At 60.5% G+C, this 17660-nt stretch carries 16 protein-coding genes; 4 read left to right on the top strand and 12 right to left on the bottom strand.

Annotated features, from left to right (window positions below; all coding sequences use genetic code 11):
• Nucleotides 1–69: 69 nt before the first annotated feature.
• Complete coding sequence (locus tag J5M56_RS12325; protein ID WP_186478435.1) at nucleotides 70–645, bottom strand: DUF2780 domain-containing protein; 576 nt, start codon at nucleotides 643–645, stop codon at nucleotides 70–72.
• 197 nt (nucleotides 646–842) lie between these two features.
• Between J5M56_RS12325 and J5M56_RS12320 the strand changes: the two genes are divergently transcribed.
• Together J5M56_RS12320 and J5M56_RS12315 are read left to right on the top strand one after the other, a co-directional pair.
• Nucleotides 843–1772 carry an RHS repeat-associated core domain-containing protein gene (locus J5M56_RS12320; protein ID WP_207937006.1) on the top strand — a complete coding sequence of 310 codons (930 nt, stop codon included), beginning with the start codon at nucleotides 843–845 and terminating at the stop codon, nucleotides 1770–1772.
• Between the two features lie 92 nt (nucleotides 1773–1864).
• Nucleotides 1865–2077 (top strand): hypothetical protein, encoded by a 213-nt coding sequence (locus tag J5M56_RS12315; protein ID WP_207937005.1) that lies wholly within the window; start codon nucleotides 1865–1867, stop codon nucleotides 2075–2077.
• 202 nt (nucleotides 2078–2279) lie between these two features.
• Here J5M56_RS12315 and fdhA read toward each other — a convergent pair whose 3' ends face one another.
• The 7 genes from fdhA to J5M56_RS12280 form a co-directional block, all read right to left on the bottom strand.
• Nucleotides 2280–3479 (bottom strand): formaldehyde dehydrogenase, glutathione-independent, encoded by a 1200-nt coding sequence (gene fdhA, locus J5M56_RS12310; RefSeq protein ID WP_054903621.1) that lies wholly within the window; start codon nucleotides 3477–3479, stop codon nucleotides 2280–2282.
• A gap of 305 nt (nucleotides 3480–3784) precedes the next feature.
• Nucleotides 3785–4642 (bottom strand): formyltetrahydrofolate deformylase, encoded by an 858-nt coding sequence (purU, locus tag J5M56_RS12305; RefSeq protein WP_054903622.1) that lies wholly within the window; start codon nucleotides 4640–4642, stop codon nucleotides 3785–3787.
• 12 nt (nucleotides 4643–4654) lie between these two features.
• The gene (gene soxG, locus J5M56_RS12300) at nucleotides 4655–5287 is read right to left on the bottom strand and encodes a sarcosine oxidase subunit gamma family protein (protein ID WP_060480491.1); all 633 of its coding nucleotides are present in this window, start codon (nucleotides 5285–5287) and stop codon (nucleotides 4655–4657) included.
• A gap of 74 nt (nucleotides 5288–5361) precedes the next feature.
• The gene (locus J5M56_RS12295; protein WP_207937004.1) at nucleotides 5362–8379 is read right to left on the bottom strand and encodes a sarcosine oxidase subunit alpha; all 3018 of its coding nucleotides are present in this window, start codon (nucleotides 8377–8379) and stop codon (nucleotides 5362–5364) included.
• On the bottom strand, nucleotides 8376–8711 hold the full coding sequence (locus J5M56_RS12290) for a sarcosine oxidase subunit delta (protein WP_060480493.1): 336 nt from the start codon (nucleotides 8709–8711) through the stop codon (nucleotides 8376–8378). The genes J5M56_RS12295 and J5M56_RS12290 overlap by 4 nt, the downstream gene beginning before the upstream one ends.
• A gap of 14 nt (nucleotides 8712–8725) precedes the next feature.
• Nucleotides 8726–9976 (bottom strand): sarcosine oxidase subunit beta family protein, encoded by a 1251-nt coding sequence (locus tag J5M56_RS12285; protein ID WP_060480494.1) that lies wholly within the window; start codon nucleotides 9974–9976, stop codon nucleotides 8726–8728.
• Nucleotides 9977–9991: 15 nt separating this feature from the next.
• Complete coding sequence (locus J5M56_RS12280) at nucleotides 9992–11245, bottom strand: serine hydroxymethyltransferase (protein WP_186478432.1); 1254 nt, start codon at nucleotides 11243–11245, stop codon at nucleotides 9992–9994.
• Nucleotides 11246–11790: 545 nt separating this feature from the next.
• Here J5M56_RS12280 and J5M56_RS12275 point away from each other — a divergent pair.
• Both J5M56_RS12275 and J5M56_RS12270 read left to right on the top strand, forming a co-directional pair.
• Entirely contained in the window at nucleotides 11791–12246 is a 456-nt protein-coding gene (locus J5M56_RS12275) for a hypothetical protein (RefSeq protein WP_186478431.1), read from the top strand.
• Between the two features lie 130 nt (nucleotides 12247–12376).
• Entirely contained in the window at nucleotides 12377–13417 is a 1041-nt protein-coding gene (locus J5M56_RS12270; RefSeq protein ID WP_060480497.1) for a low specificity L-threonine aldolase, read from the top strand.
• Nucleotides 13418–13584: 167 nt separating this feature from the next.
• Here the strand turns inward: J5M56_RS12270 and J5M56_RS12265 are convergent, their stop codons facing one another.
• The 4 genes from J5M56_RS12265 to gbcB all read right to left on the bottom strand — a co-directional run bounded on the left by J5M56_RS12265 (nucleotide 13585) and on the right by gbcB (nucleotide 17445).
• Nucleotides 13585–15522, bottom strand: coding sequence for a methyl-accepting chemotaxis protein (locus J5M56_RS12265; RefSeq protein ID WP_186478430.1), 1938 nt, complete (start codon nucleotides 15520–15522; stop codon nucleotides 13585–13587).
• A gap of 105 nt (nucleotides 15523–15627) precedes the next feature.
• Nucleotides 15628–15930 (bottom strand): cell division protein ZapA, encoded by a 303-nt coding sequence (locus tag J5M56_RS12260; protein ID WP_060478340.1) that lies wholly within the window; start codon nucleotides 15928–15930, stop codon nucleotides 15628–15630.
• Nucleotides 15927–16157 (bottom strand): hypothetical protein, encoded by a 231-nt coding sequence (locus J5M56_RS12255; protein WP_060478339.1) that lies wholly within the window; start codon nucleotides 16155–16157, stop codon nucleotides 15927–15929. The genes J5M56_RS12260 and J5M56_RS12255 overlap by 4 nt, the downstream gene beginning before the upstream one ends.
• A 187-nt stretch (nucleotides 16158–16344) precedes the next feature.
• Nucleotides 16345–17445 (bottom strand): glycine-betaine demethylase subunit GbcB, encoded by a 1101-nt coding sequence (gbcB, locus tag J5M56_RS12250; protein WP_207937003.1) that lies wholly within the window; start codon nucleotides 17443–17445, stop codon nucleotides 16345–16347.
• Between the last annotated feature and the right edge of the window lie 215 nt (nucleotides 17446–17660).

Raw genomic sequence — 17660 nt, 5'->3', positions numbered from 1 at the left:
GCGGGCGGCGCTCGATCTCACAGGCGCTAAAAGGCTCAGATTGAACCCCATAGGGCCGGCATTCAGCCATCAGACCGAAGGCTGAGCCAATGGCGCAGGGGTAGTCCACAGGCTACCCAGGTTCTGCAGCAACGACCCAGCAATGCCCTGCTGCCCCAGGTACTGCAGAATCAACGGCGCGAACTGCCCAATCATCCCGGTATCCATCCCCAGTGCCTTGAAGGCGGTGTCCAGGTCGCTGCGGTTCTGCACATCGTTGCCCAGAGCCTTATCCAGCGCCGACTGGCTGCCCTTTTCGCCTCCCAGCAAAGCCCCCAAGCCATTCAGCCCGCCCAAGGCATTGGCCCCGGACAGGAGGTCCAGCCCTGGTACAGCCTTGGTCAATTGCCCGTACTCATCGCTGCTGAGGTTATTGCGCGCCAGCCCCAGCATCGCCCCTGCCCCGCCCACGGCCTGTTCGGGGGTGATATTCAGTTGGCTGCCTAGGGTATTGAGCAGATTGGCTTGCGCTGCAGGGGCTTGCACCTGGCCTTGTCGCTGCGGGTTCTGCATGGCAGAGACGGCATTGGCCGCGTCACCGAGATTGAAGGCGAACACCGGGCTTGCGGCCAGGGTCATCAAGGTTGCCAGGGTGAATGCTTTCATCGGGAGGGACCTCATGGGCCGGGGTGGCCGGGGGAAACGAGGGGTTTGACTGAAAGTCTGGAGGTTTGTTCCGGGCCAGTTATCGGCAGGTTGCAGCCCCACTGCTACCTATCACTTTTGCCAGTTTCAATGTTCTGACAACTGCTCAAAATAGCCACTGGACCAACATATTTATCCACGCTGTAAGGGGCGACGTCATGTGCAAATCTGGGAACAGCGTCATTTTTTTCTACCAAGCCAACAGACTTATCACCGTCAAGCAAGACGCCAGCCCTCGGAGCATCTTCCGCACCGCAGACATACCCTTGGCCGAGCAGCAGCCAGCCAGTAGCACTGGTTTGCTAGCTGTCGATGGCAAAGGTTCGGTGCTTACCGTAAAAGGCAAGGAAAAACATGAGATACATAACTATTCGCCTTATGGGCATGACCCTACTTTACCATCGGCGCGTACACTGCTGGGGTTCAATGGTGAACACCTAGAAGCAAACAGTGGCTACCAAATGCTAGGTAACGGCTATAGACCTTACAGTCTTAAACTAATGCGTTTTCTTGCCCCTGATAACTTGAGCCCATTCGCCGGAGGCGGAATCAATGCTTTCAACTATTGTGGGGATGACCCAGTGAACTATGCAGATGTTTCAGGGCATATTCGCATTCGTAGTCTGTTTGGGCATACATTTCGCCCAAAGCCTCCAGTTCAAATAAAGAAAATAAAAGAGCTAAAGTCTCAACTCAACGAAATGTATGCAGCGAATCCTGACGCCCCTCTCCCCACTTATGACGAGGCAGTGTCGTCGCCCCCTTTTTATAACTCATATCTACAAAAGAAACTAGACGCTCTTCTCAACGAACTTAAACCAGGCACAAAAAAACTTGAACGTCTGCACGAACAATATAACGCCTACATACCGCAGCAGCGGAAAAAGCTCGCCGAAACAGAGAAGCAATTCCGAGATAACCTGAATAGGTTCGTGCATTCACTTTCTGACCACCGCCCTAACCTGTCCTACGGTTATCTGGCAAACCGCGATGAAGCCTCAATTGCTTATTACAACAAAAAAATCGCACTCGTAATCGAGGAGCGTGAGGCAATTCAAGAGGTGATAGCCAGCCTTAGACAGCTATAGGCTACGGCACCTTATTAGCCAGCAAGACTCCCTGAAACAGTGTTCTATCTGAAAATAATTCTCAATCAGCACCTATGTCAGAGGCCGTCGCCATGAAACCATCACTGAACCCTGCGATTTTTTTCTACCAAGGCAACAAACTCGTCACTGTCAAGGCAGGCGCCAACCATCGCAGCATCTTCCGAGCGACGGACATGCCACTGGCTGAGCAGCAATCAGCCGACGGCAATGGCTTGCTGGCTACAGATAACAAAGGCTCGGTGCTTGCTGTACAGAGCGAGGAGGAAAAAGAAACACTTCGGTAGTCGAGTGATGGGCATGATCCGACACTGCCGTCCGTGCAAGCATCAACTGCCTCAAACGGTAAGATTTAGGACGCAGGTTCGACCTGCCATGCGCTTGGATGAAAAGATCGCCTTTGATCGGTAAGCCTGACGATAAGCAAATAAGACCTGCAGACCGTGATTAGGCAAAGATGCCCTCAGAAGAGGGCATCTTTTTACGACCTTACGCCGCCCCCCACATCTTGTGCGGGTCAATCACAAACTTCTTCGGCACCCCTGCATCGAACTCGCCATACCCTTCCGGCGCCTGATCCAGGTTGATCACCTGCACGCCCACCACTTCGGCAATGTTGATGCGGTCCCACATGATCGCCTGCATCAGCTGGCGGTTGTACTTCATGGTCGGCGTCTGGCCGGTGTGGAAGCTGTGCGACTTGGCCCAGCCCAGGCCGAAGCGGATGCTCAGCGCGCCGATCTTGGCAGCGGCATCGACCGCGCCTGGGTCTTCGGTCACGTACAGGCCCGGGATACCGATGCTGCCGGCCACGCGGGTCACTTGCATCAGCGAGTTCAGTACAGTGGCCGGGGCTTCATGCTTGGCACCTTCGTGGCCGTGGCCGCGGGCTTCGAAGCCGACAGCATCGACCGCGCAATCCACTTCCGGCTCACCGAGGATGTCGACGATCTGCTCGTGCAGTGGGGTGTCCTTGGACAGGTCGACCACTTCGAAGCCCTGGGACTTGGCATGGGCCAGGCGAGCAGGGTTCAGGTCACCGACGATCACACAGGCCGCACCCAGCAGGCGCGCCGAGGCAGCAGCGGCAAGGCCCACCGGGCCGGCACCCGCTACATAAACGGTGCTGCCAGGGCCTACACCGGCGGTGACGGCACCGTGGTAGCCGGTGGGCAGGATGTCGGACAGGCAAGTCAGGTCACGGATCTTCTCCATGGCCTTGTCGCGATCCGGCAGTTTCAGCAGGTTGAAGTCGGCGTACGGCACCAGCACGTACTCGGCCTGACCACCAGTCCAGTCACCCATGTCGACATAGCCGTAGGCGCCACCAGCGCGCGCTGGGTTGACGGTCAGGCAGACACCGGTGTGCATTTCTTTGCACGAACGGCAGCGGCCGCAGGCGACGTTGAACGGCACCGACACCAGGTCACCGATTTTCAGGCGCTCGACATCACGCCCCATCTCGACGATTTCACCGGTAATTTCATGGCCCAGAACCAGGCCGACTTGGGCAGTGGTACGGCCGCGGACCATGTGCTGGTCAGAGCCGCAAATGTTGGTGGAAACCACCTTGAGGATCACGCCGTGCTCGATCTTCTTGCCGCGTGGGTCTTGCATTTTCGGGTAGTCGATCTTCTGTACTTCGACCTTGCCAGCGCCGAGATACACCACTCCACGATTGCCAGACATGCTCTTACCTCGCTTGATTTGTATTTATGCAGCGGTGGTGGAACGCGCCGCCATCCATGGGCGGCATGTGTTTCTGGAATGCAGAGAATTGTGGGCCTGATACGGCAATTTGCACTGACTGGAAACGACAGGGAGATACCTTTTAACGGCAGTGTGTGGTGGCAGAAATAGGGGGCAATCAGCGGTTGGAAACTGCACCGGGCTGGTCGCGGCTGTAGCCGCTCCCCCAGGGTTGGGCGCAAGGCCTTGGGCCTGCACTTTATCTGTTGAAGTGGCTTTAACCGCGAACAGCCCGGAGCTGGTGCTTAGAGAACGACAGTCCGGTTGGCGTTGAGGAACACCCGCCGCTCGATGTGATACCCCACCGCCCGCGCCAGGGTCAGGCACTCGATGTCACGCCCTTTGGCAATCAGGTCTTCCGGGTAATGGCTGTGATCCACCACCTCCACACCTTGGGCAATGATCGGCCCTTCGTCGAGGTCGTTGTTGATGTAGTGCGCCGTTGCACCGACCATCTTCACACCTTTGTTGTAGGCCTGGTGATAAGGCTTGGCACCTTTGAACCCTGGTAGCAACGAGTGATGAATGTTGATCGCCCAACCGTCCAGTCGCCGGCACAGCTCGGGCGAGAGCACCTGCATGTAGCGGGCGAGCACCACCAGCTCCGCCCCGGTTTCTTCGATCACCTGGATCACCTTGCGCTCTTGCGCAGGCTTGTCCTTCGGATCGAGGGCGAAGTGGTAATAAGGGATCTTGTGCCAGTGCGCCAATGGCTCAAGGTCTGGGTGGTTGGACACCACCGCGACCACATCCATGGCCAGCTGGCCGATGCGCTGGCGATACAGCAGGTCGTTCAGGCAATGGTCGGCTTTGGACACCATGATCACCACCTTGGGGCGGTGATTAGGGGCGGTCAGCTCGAAGGCCATGCCGAACGCTTCGCTGCGCTCGGCAAGGCCGGCCCTGAAGCCGGCCTCGTCGAAATCGTCCGGCTGGCGGAACTCCACGCGGATGAAAAAACGCCCCGACAGCCGGTCATCGAAGGAGTGGTGCTCCGTGACGTAGCAGCGCTGCTCGAAGAGGTAACGCGTCACCACGTCGACAGTGCCGAGCATGCTCGGGCAGTCGGCGGTGAGAATCCAGGTATCCGGTGCCCGACTCATGCTCTGTTCTCCTTAGGCCTCGATGCTCAGGCCGTACTCGGCCGATGCGTCCTGCAGCCACAGCCACCAGTAGTCGGCGAAGCTGCGGCGGATCACCAGCTCCCAGGTGTCTTCGGCAGTGCGGCGGATCACCAGTTGCGACTTGGCGAACACGGTGCCGACGGCTTTGCCGACCGGGAAGTTGTTGGGGTGAACGTCATAGCTGGTGGACTTCATCAACACTTCGCGCACGTTCGGGCCACGCAACTCCAGCAGGCTTTGCCCACCGCTGACGTTGACCACCTGGATGTGCTGGCCTTCGAGGGCTGCACGCAGTTTTTGCTCGACCGCCAGTTCCTGGCCGCCGGGTACGATCAGCAGCCACTCGTCTGGGCCCATCCATTGCAGCGACATGTCGTTGCTGGCCACCACGGTCAAAGCAACCGGCAGCTCCAGGCCCAGCGCCTTGTGCACGCCTGCGGCGAACTCTGGGTTGTGCCCGTCCCCGCGGATGGTCAGGTGACCGAGGAATTTCTTTTCACGCAGGGTGACGCCTGCGTTCTTGCGGCCTTTACCAACCAGGCTGGCCAGGTCGGCGTGGTGCAGTGGCGACTGGGCTTTGGCCTCGGCGCCGGGGTTTTGCTGGAAGACGTTGATAGCGCTCATTTCTTACCTGCCTTGAATTCTTGTTCGTCAGGGTGGCGCAGCACTGTCTGCAGGCTGCGCCACCATCCGGGGCCTTAGACGTTCTGCCGCTCACCCTTCGGATCGAAGAACACCGAAGACACGATTTCCGCTTCGATCACGCTGCCATCGGCCTGCGGCGAGTAAACACGCTCGCCCATGCGCTTGAGGCCACCTTTGACCACGCCCATGGCAAACGAATAGCCCAGGGAGTTGGAGGCATAGCTGGAGGTCACGTGGCCGACCATGTCCATCGGGATCGGCTGCTTCGGATCGAACACCAGCTGGGCGCCTTCGGGCAGCCATTTGGTCGGGTCGATCGGCTTGAGGCCCACCAGCTGCTTGCGGTTCTCCCGTACGCAGTCTTCGCGGTTCATGCCACGCAGGCCAATCCACGAGTAAGGCTTGTTGCGGCCCACGCACCAGCTCATGTTGAGGTCGTCCGGGGTCATCGAACCGTCGGTATCCTGGCCGACGATGATGAAGCCCTTCTCGGCACGCAGTACGTGCATGGTTTCGGTGCCGTACGGGGTCAGGTTGTACTTCTTGCCGGCCTCGATGATCTGTTCCAGCACGCCCATGGCGTAGTTGGCCTGCACGTTGACCTCGTACGACAGCTCACCGGTGAACGAAATACGGAACACACGGGCTGGTACGCCGCCAACGTTGCCTTCTTTCCAGGTCATGAACGGGAAGGCTTCCTTGTCCATATCGATGTCGGTCAGCTCGCTGAGCAGCTTGCGGCTGTTCGGCCCGGACAGGGTCATGGTCGCCCAGTGGTCGGTGACCGAGGTGAAGTACACCTTCAGTTCCGGCCATTCGGTCTGGTGGTACAGCTCCATCCATTGCAGCACACGGGCGGCGCCGCCAGTGGTGGTGGTCATGATGAAGTGGTTGTCGCCGACGCAGGCGGTTACGCCGTCGTCGAAGACCATGCCGTCTTCCTTGCACATCAGCCCGTAGCGGGCCTTGCCCACGTCGAGCTTGGTCCAGGCGTTGGTGTAGATGCGGTTGAGGAACTCCCGCGCATCCGGGCCCTGGATGTCGATCTTGCCCAGGGTCGAGGCGTCCAGCAGGCCTACGCTGTCGCGCACGGCCTTGCATTCACGGGCCACGGCAGCATGAATGTCTTCACCGGCCTTGGGGAAGTACCACGGGCGCTTCCACTGGCCAACGTCTTCGAACTCGGCGCCGTTCTTCACATGCCAGGCATGCAGTGCGGTGAAACGCACTGGCTCGAACAGGTGACCACAGTGACGGCCGGCTACTGCGCCGAAGGTCACCGGCGTGTAGTTCGGGCGGAACATGGTGGTGCCCATTTCCGGGATGGTGATGCCGATCGAGCGGGCGGCGATGGCCAGGCCGTTGATGTTGCCCAGCTTGCCCTGGTCGGTACCGAAGCCCAGCGCGGTGTAGCGCTTGACGTGCTCGACCGATTCGAAGCCTTCGCGGGTGGCCAGTTCGATGGCGGCGGCGGTCACGTCGTTCTGCTGGTCGACGAACTGCTTGGGTGCGCGGGCGGTGCCTTTGTCGTGGGGCACCTGGAACAGTGCCACGGTGGCCTCTTCCTTGCGCGCAACGGTTTTCGGCAGGCTGCCGACCGTGGCCTTGAAGCCGGCCTCGGTGGCTGCGCGAACACCGCCTTCGAAGCCATCGGCAATCACATCGCCCATGGCGTAGACGCCGTTGATGCCACCGACGCAAACGCGTTTTTGCGGGGCATCACCCGGTACGAAACCGAGGATGTCTTCACGCCACACCGGGCGACCGCCCAAGTGCGAAGCCAGGTGCACGATCGGGCTGTAGCCGCCGGAGGTGGCGATCAGGTCGCATTCGAGGGTTTCACCGGGGCTGGTGACCTTGTGCGCCTGCACATCGATAGCCGCCACGCGGGCGCCGGTGACGTGCTTGGTGCCTTTGGCCTCGATCACCGCGCTGGAGGTGAGAATCCGAATGCCTTTGGCACGGGCTTCTTCAACCAGCGAGCCGCGTGGGTTGTGGCGGGCGTCGGCGATCGCGACCACCTGCAGGCCTGCGTCGTGCCAGTCCAGCGCTGCGCGGTAGGCGTGGTCGTTGTTGGTCGACAGCACCAGCTTGCGGCCCGGGGCGACGCCGTAGCGGCGAACGTAGGTGGACACAGCGCCGGCCAGCATGTTGCCCGGCAGGTCGTTGTTGCCGTACACCAGCGGGCGCTCGTGGGCGCCGGCAGCAAGCACCACGCGCTTGGCGCGGACACGGTGCACGCGGTGGCGTACCTGGCCGATCGGGGCACGGTCGCCGAGGTGGTCGGTAAGGCGCTCGTGGATGGTCAGGAAGTTATGGTCGTGGTAGCCGTTGACCGTGGCACGTGGCAGCAAGGTCACTTCCGGCAGGCTTTCCAGCTCTTTGACCACGGCATGCACCCAGTCGGCGGCAGGCTTGCCATCGAGGGTTTCGCGGGTGTCGAGCAGGCTGCCACCAAACTCTTCCTGCTCGTCAGCCAGGATCACGCGGGCACCGCTGCGGGCAGCGGCCAGCGCAGCGGCCAGGCCAGCAGGCCCAGCACCGACGATCAGCACGTCGCAGTGCTGGTTCATGTAGTCATAAGTGTCTGGGTCGTTTTGCAAAGGTGCGCGGCCAAGGCCGGCGGCTTTGCGGATGTACTTCTCGTAAGTCATCCAGAACGATTTGGGGTACATGAAGGTTTTGTAGTAGAAGCCCGGCGGCATCATGCTGCCGCCGACCTTGCCCAGGATGCCCATGACGTCATTATTGACGTTCGGCCAGCCGTTAGTGCTGGTGGCGACCAGGCCCGCGTACAGCGGCTGCTGGGTGGCACGCACGTTGGGGATCTGGGTGGCTTCGCTGGAGCCGATCTGCAGGATGGCGTTCGGCTCTTCGGTGCCTGCGGCGATGATCCCGCGTGGGCGCGAGTACTTGAAGCTACGGCCTACGATGTCGACGCCGTTGGCCAGCAACGCGGCGGCCAGGCTGTCACCGGCATAGCCCTGGTAGGTCTTGCCGTTGAAGGTGAAGTTCAGGACCTTGCTGCGGTCGATACGGCCGCCGCTGGCGAGGCGATAGGTCTGGCTCATACTTTTTCCCCTTGGCCTTTAGCGGTGGACGCTACGCTTGCGGCTTTGCCGCTGGCGGTCACTTGCGGCTTCTCGCCAATTTTGTAGGTTTCCAGAATTTCGTAGGTCACGGTGTCGCGGGTGACGTTGAAGTACTGGCGGCAGCCGGCAACGTGGTCCCACAGTTCGTGGTGAATACCGCGTGGGTTGTCACGGTAGAACATGTAGGTGCCCCACTCCTGGTCGGAGCAGGCGTTTGGGTCCAGCGGGCGGGCGATGTGTGCCTGGCCAGAGGCGTGGAACTCTTCTTCGGAGCGCAGCTCGCCGCAGTGGGGACAGAAAATATGCAACATGACGGTGTCTCCGGTTAGTGGGCGACGGCGGCGGCGCCGTGTTCGTCGATCAGTGCGCCGTTGTAGAAACGGTCCATGGAGAATGGCGCGGCCAGTGGGTGCATTTCGCCCGTGGCCAGGCTCGCGGCGAAGACGTTGCCCGAACCTGGGGTCGCCTTGAAGCCGCCAGTACCCCAACCGCAGTTGAAGAACATGTTCTTGACCGGGGTTTTGGTGATGATCGGGCAAGCGTCCGGCGAGGTGTCGACGATGCCGCCCCACTGGCGGTTCATGCGCACGCGCGAGAGGTTGGGGAACATCTCGACGATGGCCTGCAGGGTGTGCTCGATCACCGGGTACGAACCGCGCTGGCCATAGCCGACCCAGCTGTCGATACCGGCACCGATCACCAGGTCACCTTTGTCGGACTGGCTGATGTAGCCGTGTACGGCGTTGGACATGATCACCGAGTCGATGATCGGCTTGATCGGTTCCGATACCAGCGCTTGCAGCGGGTGCGATTCCAGCGGCAGGCGGAAGCCGGCGAGCTTGGCCATGTGCCCGGAGTTACCGGCGGTGACCACGCCCACACGTTTGGCGCCGATGAAGCCTTTGTTGGTTTCCACGCCGATGACCGCGCCGTTTTCCTTACGGAAACCGATCACTTCGGTCTGCTGGATCAGGTCCACGCCCAGGGCGTCGGCGGCACGTGCATAGCCCCAGGCCACAGCGTCGTGGCGGGCAACGCCACCACGGCGCTGAACGGTCGCGCCGAGGATCGGGTAGCGGGTGTTTTTCGAGCAGTCCAGGTACGGGATTTCGGCCGCGACCTGGGCAGTGTTGAGCAGCTCGCCATCCACGCCATTGAGGCGGTTGGCCGAAACGCGGCGCTCGGAGTCACGCATGTCCTGCAGGGTGTGGCACAGGTTGTAGACGCCACGCTGGGAGAACATCACGTTGTAGTTCAGGTCCTGGGACAGGCCTTCCCACAGCTTCATGGCGTGCTCGTACAGGTGCGCCGATTCGTCCCACAGGTAGTTGGAGCGCACGATGGTGGTGTTACGGGCAGTGTTGCCGCCGCCCAGGTAACCCTTCTCGATCACCGCGACGTTGGTGATGCCATGCTCCTTGGCCAGGTAGTAGGCCGTGGCCAGGCCATGGCCGCCACCGCCGACGATAACCACGTCGTAGACCTTTTTAGGGGTCGGCGTGCGCCACATGCGCTGCCAGTTCTCGTGGTGGCTGAGGGAGTGTTTGAAAAGGCCGAAGCCCGAATAGCGTTGCATGGTCGTTTACTCCACTCAGCGGTAAACAGGGAAGTCAGCGCACAGCGCCGCGACGTTCTTCGCCACATCGGCTTCGACGTCAGCGTCACCGAGGTTGTCGAGGATGTCGCAGATCCAACCGGCCAGGGCCACACATTGCGTGACCTTGAAGCCGCGAGTGGTGACAGCCGGGGTGCCGATGCGCAGGCCGGAGGTGACGAACGGCGACTGCGGGTCGTTCGGCACGGCGTTCTTGTTGACAGTGATGTGCGCGCGGCCCAGGGCGGCGTCGGCATCTTTGCCGGTCAGGCCCTGGCGAATCAGGCTGACCAGGAACAGGTGGTTGTCGGTGCCACCGGAAACCACGTCGTAGCCGCGGTCGACGAACACCTGGGCCATGGCCTGGGCGTTTTCGATGACTTGTTTCTGGTAGCTCTTGAACTCAGGTTCGAGTGCTTCCTTGAAGCACACGGCCTTGGCGGCGATCACGTGCATCAGCGGGCCGCCCTGGGCGCCTGGGAAAACGGCGGCGTTGAGCTTCTTCTCGATTTCTTCGTTGGCCTTGGCCAGGATCAGGCCGCCACGTGGCCCGCGCAGGGTCTTGTGGGTGGTGGTGGTGACCACATCGGCGAACGGGATCGGGTTGGGATACAGGCCAGCGGCAACCAGGCCGGCAACGTGTGCCATGTCGACGAACAGCAGTGCGCCCACTTTGTCAGCGATGGCACGGAAGCGTGGGAAGTCCAGGGTCTTGGAGTAGGCCGAGAAACCGGCAACGATCATCTTCGGCTTGTGCTCGACAGCCAGGCGTTCGACTTCGTCGTAGTCGATCAGGCCGGTATTGGTGTCGATGCCGTATTGCACTGCGTTGTACAGCTTGCCCGAGGACGACACTTTGGCGCCGTGGGTCAGGTGGCCGCCGTGGGCCAGGCTCATGCCCAGGATGGTGTCACCGGCCTGCAGCAGGGCCAGGTAGACGGCACCGTTGGCCGAGGAACCGGAGTGCGGCTGAACGTTGGCGTAATCGGCACCGAACAGTTGCTTGGCGCGCTCGATGGCCAGCGCCTCGACTTTGTCGACGTGCTCGCAGCCACCGTAGTAGCGCTTGCCTGGGTAACCTTCAGCGTACTTGTTGGTCAGGCCGCTGCCCTGGGCCTGCATGACGCGCTTGCTGGTGTAGTTCTCCGAAGCGATCAGTTCGATGTGATCTTCCTGACGCTGTTCTTCGGCATTCATCGCCGCCAGCAGTGCATCGTCATAACCCTGGATCTGGTCTTGCTTGCTGAACATCGTGTATCTCCCGGCAGCGATCGTTTTTTGTCGTAGGGCACTGTGGCCCTTTGTGGCGATGGTATGACTGGCCGGGGTGGGTCAGATGCCTGCGCACGCCTTGCAATGGCGCGTTTACGACATTGGTTGCGCAAGAGGGGCAAGCGCTGGCCTCGCGTTGAACGCGGGGAGCGCCGCTCGACCGCGCGGATGCTCAACTGAGGGATGCATGCAAGCGTCCTGGATGCATCGGGTGGTGAGCATAACGAGCAACGCCCGAGGCTCTAACAAATGTGGCCGTAGCTGAAGTTTCATAAGTTGTAAATCAAACAGATAGGATTTACTCCAAAGAATGCTGCAAGGCCATTGTTTTATTACGCCTAACGCGCAATTAACAAGTTAGGCAAATCCCGTTGAGGCCCGCGCAAAACTGACATTTTTGACAGTTCAATATCGGCGCCAGTGTTCATACACTGTACTGCGTGGGGCCATATCGGCATCAGCGGATAGAGGATGGCAGTTCTTTATGACCCGCCTATCAATCCTACGTTCGAGAGGACATCGTAATGATCGACGATATTGAATTCTTCTATATGAATGCTCCCATCACCGACCCTGATGTAAAAACGCTTCTGATGCATTCAACCGATACGGACTCCCATCCACAATATGTAATTTCGTCCCCTATCGTTCATCGCGTAACGATAAACGACGAACAAATTACATGGGAGCTGAACTCGGTTTACTCCATGCCTGACCACGGTGCACAGCAACCGTCTCAGCAGGTACAACACCATCGTCCGCCCAAACAAGGCGAAACTGGAGTAGTGGTTATTAAAGGGCTCCTCGGCGAGCCTGCATATGAAATGGATGATGGTCCTCTGGCCGACACCTTCTTGCGGTTGAAGACCGGCTCGGTATACCAGGAAGATGGCCAGTACTTCCAGATTGCCGTCCGCCAAATCGTCGTCGTCCCGCCCGCGTATGCATCGCTCGTAGTGCTTGTTCGACCTTTGAGCTGACCCTAGGGGCTTACCGGTATAGCGAACGGGGTAACCCAGACCCCCATTGTCTGCCAACGTACAACTTGTATAGGCAAGCTGCGAAGCGATGGTTTAGAGTGCGATTCTGCGCCGTACACAGGACCGTGTGATGACAGACAAAAGCCAACAATTCGCCAGCGACAACTATTCCGGTATCTGCCCCGAAGCCTGGGCCGCGATGGAAAAGGCCAACCTCGGCCACGACCGCGCCTACGGCGACGACCAGTGGACCGAGCGCGCCTCGGAATACTTCCGCAAGCTGTTTGAAACCGACTGCGAAGTTTTTTTCGCCTTCAACGGCACTGCCGCCAACTCCCTGGCCCTGGCCTCGCTGTGCCAGAGCTACCACAGCGTGATCTGCTCCGAGACCGCCCACGTCGAAACCGACGAGTGCGGCGCGCCGGAGTTCTTCTCCAACGGCTCCAAACTGCTGACCGCAGGCAGCGTCAATGGCAAGCTGACGCCCGAATCGATTCGCGAAGTGGCGCTCAAGCGTCAAGACATCCATTACCCCAAACCGCGGGTGGTCACCATCACCCAGGCCACCGAGGTGGGGACCGTCTACCGCCCTGACGAGCTCAAGGCCATCAGTGCCACCTGCAAGGAGCTGGGCCTGAACCTGCACATGGACGGCGCACGCTTCACCAACGCCTGCGCGTTCCTCGGCTGCAGCCCAGCCGAGCTGACCTGGAAGGCAGGCGTCGATGTTCTGTGCTTTGGCGGTACCAAGAACGGCATGGCGGTGGGCGAGGCGATCCTGTTCTTCAACCGCCAGCTGGCCGAAGACTTCGACTACCGCTGCAAACAGGCCGGGCAGTTGGCTTCGAAGATGCGCTTTTTGTCGGCGCCGTGGGTGGGCTTGCTGGAAGATGGCGCCTGGTTACGTCATGGCGGCCACGCCAACCAATGCGCGCAGTTGCTGGCATCGCTGGTCGCTGACCTGCCGGGGGTAGAATTGATGTTCCCGGTAGAGGCCAACGGGGTGTTCCTGCAAATGCCGGAGCCTGCGATTGAAGCACTGCGGGCCAAGGGCTGGCGGTTCTATACCTTCATTGGCAGTGGTGGCGCGCGGTTCATGTGCTCGTGGGATACCGAGCAAGAGCGGGTGCGTGAGCTGGCGGCGGATATCCGTAGCATCATCGGCGCCTGACAGAGGGCTGAGGGGGTTTCGCTCTCTTTTTGCGACACGAGGCAGCTCCTGCAGGGGGCGCGCGATCTAGGGGCTTGGCTTGGGAATTTCTGCACCACAAAAAATCCCAAGCCAAGCCCCCGGAGCGTCTCCGTGTCGCAAAAACCCCACACACCCGCTCCAGCAACCTAAAGCTTGAACCCACCCATCTGCCGCGCGAGGTCATCGGCCAGTGTGCGCAACGCTTGGCACTGCTCACGGCAACCCTGTACCTCGGCAGCGGTGTCCCGCGCCAGGTCGGAAATGCCCTGAACCGTCCGGTTGATCTCTTCGGTCACCGCCGACTGTTCTTCGGTTGCCGTTGCCACCTGATGATTCATGTCGCTGATGTGTTCAACCTGATCGGTAATCGCGCCCAGCGATGCCCCAGTACGCTGGCTCGACGCCACACCACTGCCGGTCGCGCGCTGCCCGGCCTGCATCGAGCTCACGGCAGAGCCTGCGCCTTGCTTCAGGCGCTGAATCATCTGCTGCACCTCATCGGTGGACAGTTGCGTGCGCCGGGCCAGGGTACGCACTTCATCGGCCACCACAGCAAACCCACGGCCCATGTCCCCTGCCCTGGCCGCCTCGATGGCGGCATTCAAGGCCAGCAGGTTGGTCTGTTCGGAAATACTACGAATCACCGCTAATACTTCGTCGATCGAGGCAACTTCGTCGGCCAACTGGCTCACCGCTTCGGCAGCCATGCCGATATCACCTGACATACCCTCGATACCCTCGATGGAGCGCCGCACCACTTCGCGCGCCTGCAACGCTTCATCCCGCGCCGATTGCGACGCCTGGGCCGCATCACCGGCATTACGGGCAATGTCCTGCACGGTCAGGCCCATCTCGTGCACCGCGGTGGCAACCATTTCGGTCATTTCCTGCTGACGCCCGGAGCGCTCAGCAGTGTTATCCACTACCTGGGCCACCTGGGCGACAGCTTGATGCAGGCGTTCGCTGGTATGCAGCACCTCGCCGATCAGGCCACGCTGGCTGTCGAGGAAACGGTTGAACCCCCGCGCCAGGTCACCCAGTTCATCCTGGCGGGCATCGTCCAAACGATGACTGAGGTCGCCGCTGCCGCTGCCAATCTGCACCAGCGCATCGGTGACCCGCCGAATAGGCCTGACCAGGCCGCGCGCCAGCAGTACCACCAGCAGTAGCGACGCCAGTGCAACCGCGCCACCGATCAGGCTGGTCAGCCACACCGCCTGGCGCATTGGCGCGTAGATTTCCGTTTCCGGCACCTCGGCCACCAGTGTCCAGTTCAAGTCCCGCAGCGGTAGGCCAAGGGCCACATAGGTCTGGCCATCACGGCTGAAGCGGCTGCTCTGCAGCTTGCCCGCCGAAGCCATCAAGGTCTGCGCTGCCTCACTGCCAACCTGCTCTGCAAGCTGGCGCTTACCGCTTAAAGCGTTATCCGGATGCACCTGAATCAGGCCGTCGTTGCGCACCAGAAACACCTTGCCGTGCTGGCCAAAGGTGAAGTCGTGAATCAGCTGGGACAACTCGCTCATGCGCAGCCCCATACCCGCCACCCCCACCAACTGCCCGTCCTTTTCCACGCGGTAGTCGATGAACAGCGCAAGCTCGCCGGTAGCGCCGTCGATATCGATATTGACCAGGCGCTCGGCACCGCTATCGATGTACCCATAAAACCAGGAATCTTTGGGGTTGCTGCGGCTCAGGGTGCGGTCCAGCCCCTTTTCGCTGTAGTAGTGCCCCGTGGCGGTGGCAGCGAACATGGTGGTGAAGGCCTGGTTGCGCTGCCGTGACGCTTGCAGGTATTCGATGAAGCCGGGAGCCTGGGCAGGGTTTTCACCGCCGGCGAGCCAGTCTCGCAGCAAGGTGTTGCCAGCGATGTCGGCTGCTGCCACCAAGGGCTTGCCGAGCATGTGCTCGATGTCGTTGCGGATTGCTTCGATGCTGGCCGGCAACGCCGTGTCCACCAGATACCGTTCGGTCAGGCGGTTGAGCGTCAGCGTGAAGATGATCACCACCACCAGAATACTGGCCAGCAGGGCAGCGCCCATGCTCGCAATCAATTGCCACTGGATACTGCTACGCCAGATACGCATACCCCGCCCCCGCACATTATTGTTTTGCGCGAAGTGTATACGATCTCGTATGCAATTAATCCACTGATCCAGGACAATGGGGCCGCCATGCGGCCCCCAAGCGGGTCAGGACTCAGCGATAGTCTTGACGATGGCGTCGACCGTGGCATCGATCTGCGCCTGGGTTCGCGCCAATGTCTGTTGGTGCTCTTGCTGCTGGGCAATTTGCTTGGAACACAGATTCAATGCAGCAAGCACCAGCAACTTGTCGCCGATCAAGGTGGGGTAGGAACGCTTGGTTTCGGCCAGAGCGGTATTGAGCATTCGCACGGCCTGGGCCAAGGTTTCTTCCTGGCCTTCGGGCGCCTTGATCGAATAGTCGTTGCCAAGAATAGACACGACATTGATCGGCTGCGCTTGCAGTCTCATGCGCCAACGACACCTGCGCTGGCGCGCTCGACCAGCGCCTGGATACGGGCGGCGGTGGCGCCTTGCTTCTCTTCCTGCTCCATCAGCGACAGCTGCAGGGTTTCGTTCTCTTCTTTGGCCTGGGCCAGTTCCTGGCCGAGGGTGGTGTTCTGCTCGGTGAGTTGAGCGTTTTTCTGCATCAGGTCGCTGACCAGTTGCTCGAGTTGATTCAGGGAGGTTTCCAGCATGGGTATATCTCGGGTTGTTGCAAAGGGCGCACACGATAAAGAAAAGCGTGAGCCCCCGCCATTAAATATCGGATTCTCAAGGTTTCTTCACCGCAGATTGACAGGGTATCGCGCCCCTTGTTCCGACCTGGATCAACCGCCGGTCAGTTAAGCCGTGGCTTATTCAACCCAACCACGGCCCGGCCGATCAGTAATCGATGCGCACATCCCCTTTAGGCACGCTGCAGCACGACAGGATGTAGCCTTCGGCTTCGTCGTCCTCGGTGATACCACCGTTGTGCTCCATCTCCACTTCGCCACCCAGCTTGAGTACCTTGCAAGTGCCGCAGATACCCATGCCGCAGGCTTTGGGGATCATCAACCCTACCTTGGCCGCCGCTGCATGCACGGTCTCGCCAGGGGCTACGCGGATGCTCTTGTCGCTGCCGATGAACTCCACCAGGTTGAGCTGCGATACATCCAGCTCCGGCGCATCGGCAGCCTGCTCGGCGTGCTCCACCGCATCGGCCTTGGCCTCTGGCGGTGTAGCCCCGAACGATTCTTCGTGGTAGTTGCTCATGTCGAAGCCGACCGCTTCGAGCATGCGCTTGACCGCATTCATATAGGGTGTCGGGCCGCAGCAGAACACCACGCGCTCCATGTAGTCCGGCGCGATCAGTTCCATCAGGCGTTGGTTGAGGTAGCCGCGATAGCCGGCCCACGGCTCACCCAGGCCGTGCTTCTCGCACACGATGTGCAGGCTGAAGTTGGGAATGCGCGAGGCCATCTGCTCCAGCTCGCGATGGAAGATGATGTCTTTCGGCGAACGGGCGCTGTGCACGAACACCATGTCGACATTGGCGTTGGTGTCATAGAACCAGCGCGCCATCGACATCACCGGGGTAATGCCGACACCGCCGGACAGGTACAGCACCTTGGCGCCAGGGAAGTCGATGGCGTTGAACAGGCCCACCGGGCCGTGCACCGGCAACTCGGCGCCCTCGTGCATGGTGTCGTGGAGGAAGTTGGACACCAGCCCGCCCGGCACGCGCTTGACCGTGATCGAGAAACTGTAAGGCACCGACGGCGAGCTTGAGATGGTGTACGAGCGCATCACCGGCTTGCCTTCGATTTCCAGCTCCAGGGTGACGAACTGCCCTGGCTTGAAGAAGAACATGATGGGCTGGTCGGCCATGAAGCAGAAGGTGCGCACGTCCCAGGTCTCCTGGATGACCTTGACGCAGCGCACGATGTGGCGGCCGTTGGCCCAGGTCTGAGTGGTGACCGGATTGAGGAAGGTATCAGACATGTTCATCTCCAGCGGCCGACGATTGGCCTTTTTATGGCTGGGATGATGCGCAAGCTTGCGACGACGTACATTCCTGCCAGCGACATCGGCGTGCTTATCGCGACCAGCCCCGCACTACAAGGGCTGGCGCGTCGTAATTCAAATCGGCCATGTCGCCCATGGATACGGTTCGCGGCGCCTTCGGACGCACACTCCACGGCAAAACAATCCGCTGT

This window comes from Pseudomonas sp. 51_B, assembly GCF_017491595.1.
GTDB lineage: Bacteria > Pseudomonadota > Gammaproteobacteria > Pseudomonadales > Pseudomonadaceae > Aquipseudomonas > Aquipseudomonas promysalinigenes.
This window is presented reverse-complemented; position numbering and strand designations above follow the sequence as displayed.

What these genes read in the sequence shown, in the direction of transcription:
- gbcB (WP_207937003.1), bottom strand. Translation starts at nt 17,445, where the DNA reads ATGTCTGATACCTTCCTCAATCCGGTCACCACTCAGACCTGGGCCAAC.
- J5M56_RS12285 (WP_060480494.1), bottom strand. Translation starts at nt 9,976, where the DNA reads ATGCAACGCTATTCGGGCTTCGGCCTTTTCAAACACTCCCTCAGCCAC.
- soxG (WP_060480491.1), bottom strand. Translation starts at nt 5,287, where the DNA reads ATGAGCGCTATCAACGTCTTCCAGCAAAACCCCGGCGCCGAGGCCAAA.
- J5M56_RS12280 (WP_186478432.1), bottom strand. Translation starts at nt 11,245, where the DNA reads ATGTTCAGCAAGCAAGACCAGATCCAGGGTTATGACGATGCACTGCTG.
- J5M56_RS12265 (WP_186478430.1), bottom strand. Translation starts at nt 15,522, where the DNA reads ATGCGTATCTGGCGTAGCAGTATCCAGTGGCAATTGATTGCGAGCATG.
- J5M56_RS12295 (WP_207937004.1), bottom strand. Translation starts at nt 8,379, where the DNA reads ATGAGCCAGACCTATCGCCTCGCCAGCGGCGGCCGTATCGACCGCAGC.
- purU (WP_054903622.1), bottom strand. Translation starts at nt 4,642, where the DNA reads ATGAGTCGGGCACCGGATACCTGGATTCTCACCGCCGACTGCCCGAGC.
- J5M56_RS12255 (WP_060478339.1), bottom strand. Translation starts at nt 16,157, where the DNA reads ATGCTGGAAACCTCCCTGAATCAACTCGAGCAACTGGTCAGCGACCTG.
- J5M56_RS12315 (WP_207937005.1), top strand. Translation starts at nt 1,865, where the DNA reads ATGAAACCATCACTGAACCCTGCGATTTTTTTCTACCAAGGCAACAAA.
- J5M56_RS12275 (WP_186478431.1), top strand. Translation starts at nt 11,791, where the DNA reads ATGATCGACGATATTGAATTCTTCTATATGAATGCTCCCATCACCGAC.
- J5M56_RS12270 (WP_060480497.1), top strand. Translation starts at nt 12,377, where the DNA reads ATGACAGACAAAAGCCAACAATTCGCCAGCGACAACTATTCCGGTATC.
- J5M56_RS12260 (WP_060478340.1), bottom strand. Translation starts at nt 15,930, where the DNA reads ATGAGACTGCAAGCGCAGCCGATCAATGTCGTGTCTATTCTTGGCAAC.
- J5M56_RS12325 (WP_186478435.1), bottom strand. Translation starts at nt 645, where the DNA reads ATGAAAGCATTCACCCTGGCAACCTTGATGACCCTGGCCGCAAGCCCG.
- J5M56_RS12290 (WP_060480493.1), bottom strand. Translation starts at nt 8,711, where the DNA reads ATGTTGCATATTTTCTGTCCCCACTGCGGCGAGCTGCGCTCCGAAGAA.
- fdhA (WP_054903621.1), bottom strand. Translation starts at nt 3,479, where the DNA reads ATGTCTGGCAATCGTGGAGTGGTGTATCTCGGCGCTGGCAAGGTCGAA.
- J5M56_RS12320 (WP_207937006.1), top strand. Translation starts at nt 843, where the DNA reads ATGTGCAAATCTGGGAACAGCGTCATTTTTTTCTACCAAGCCAACAGA.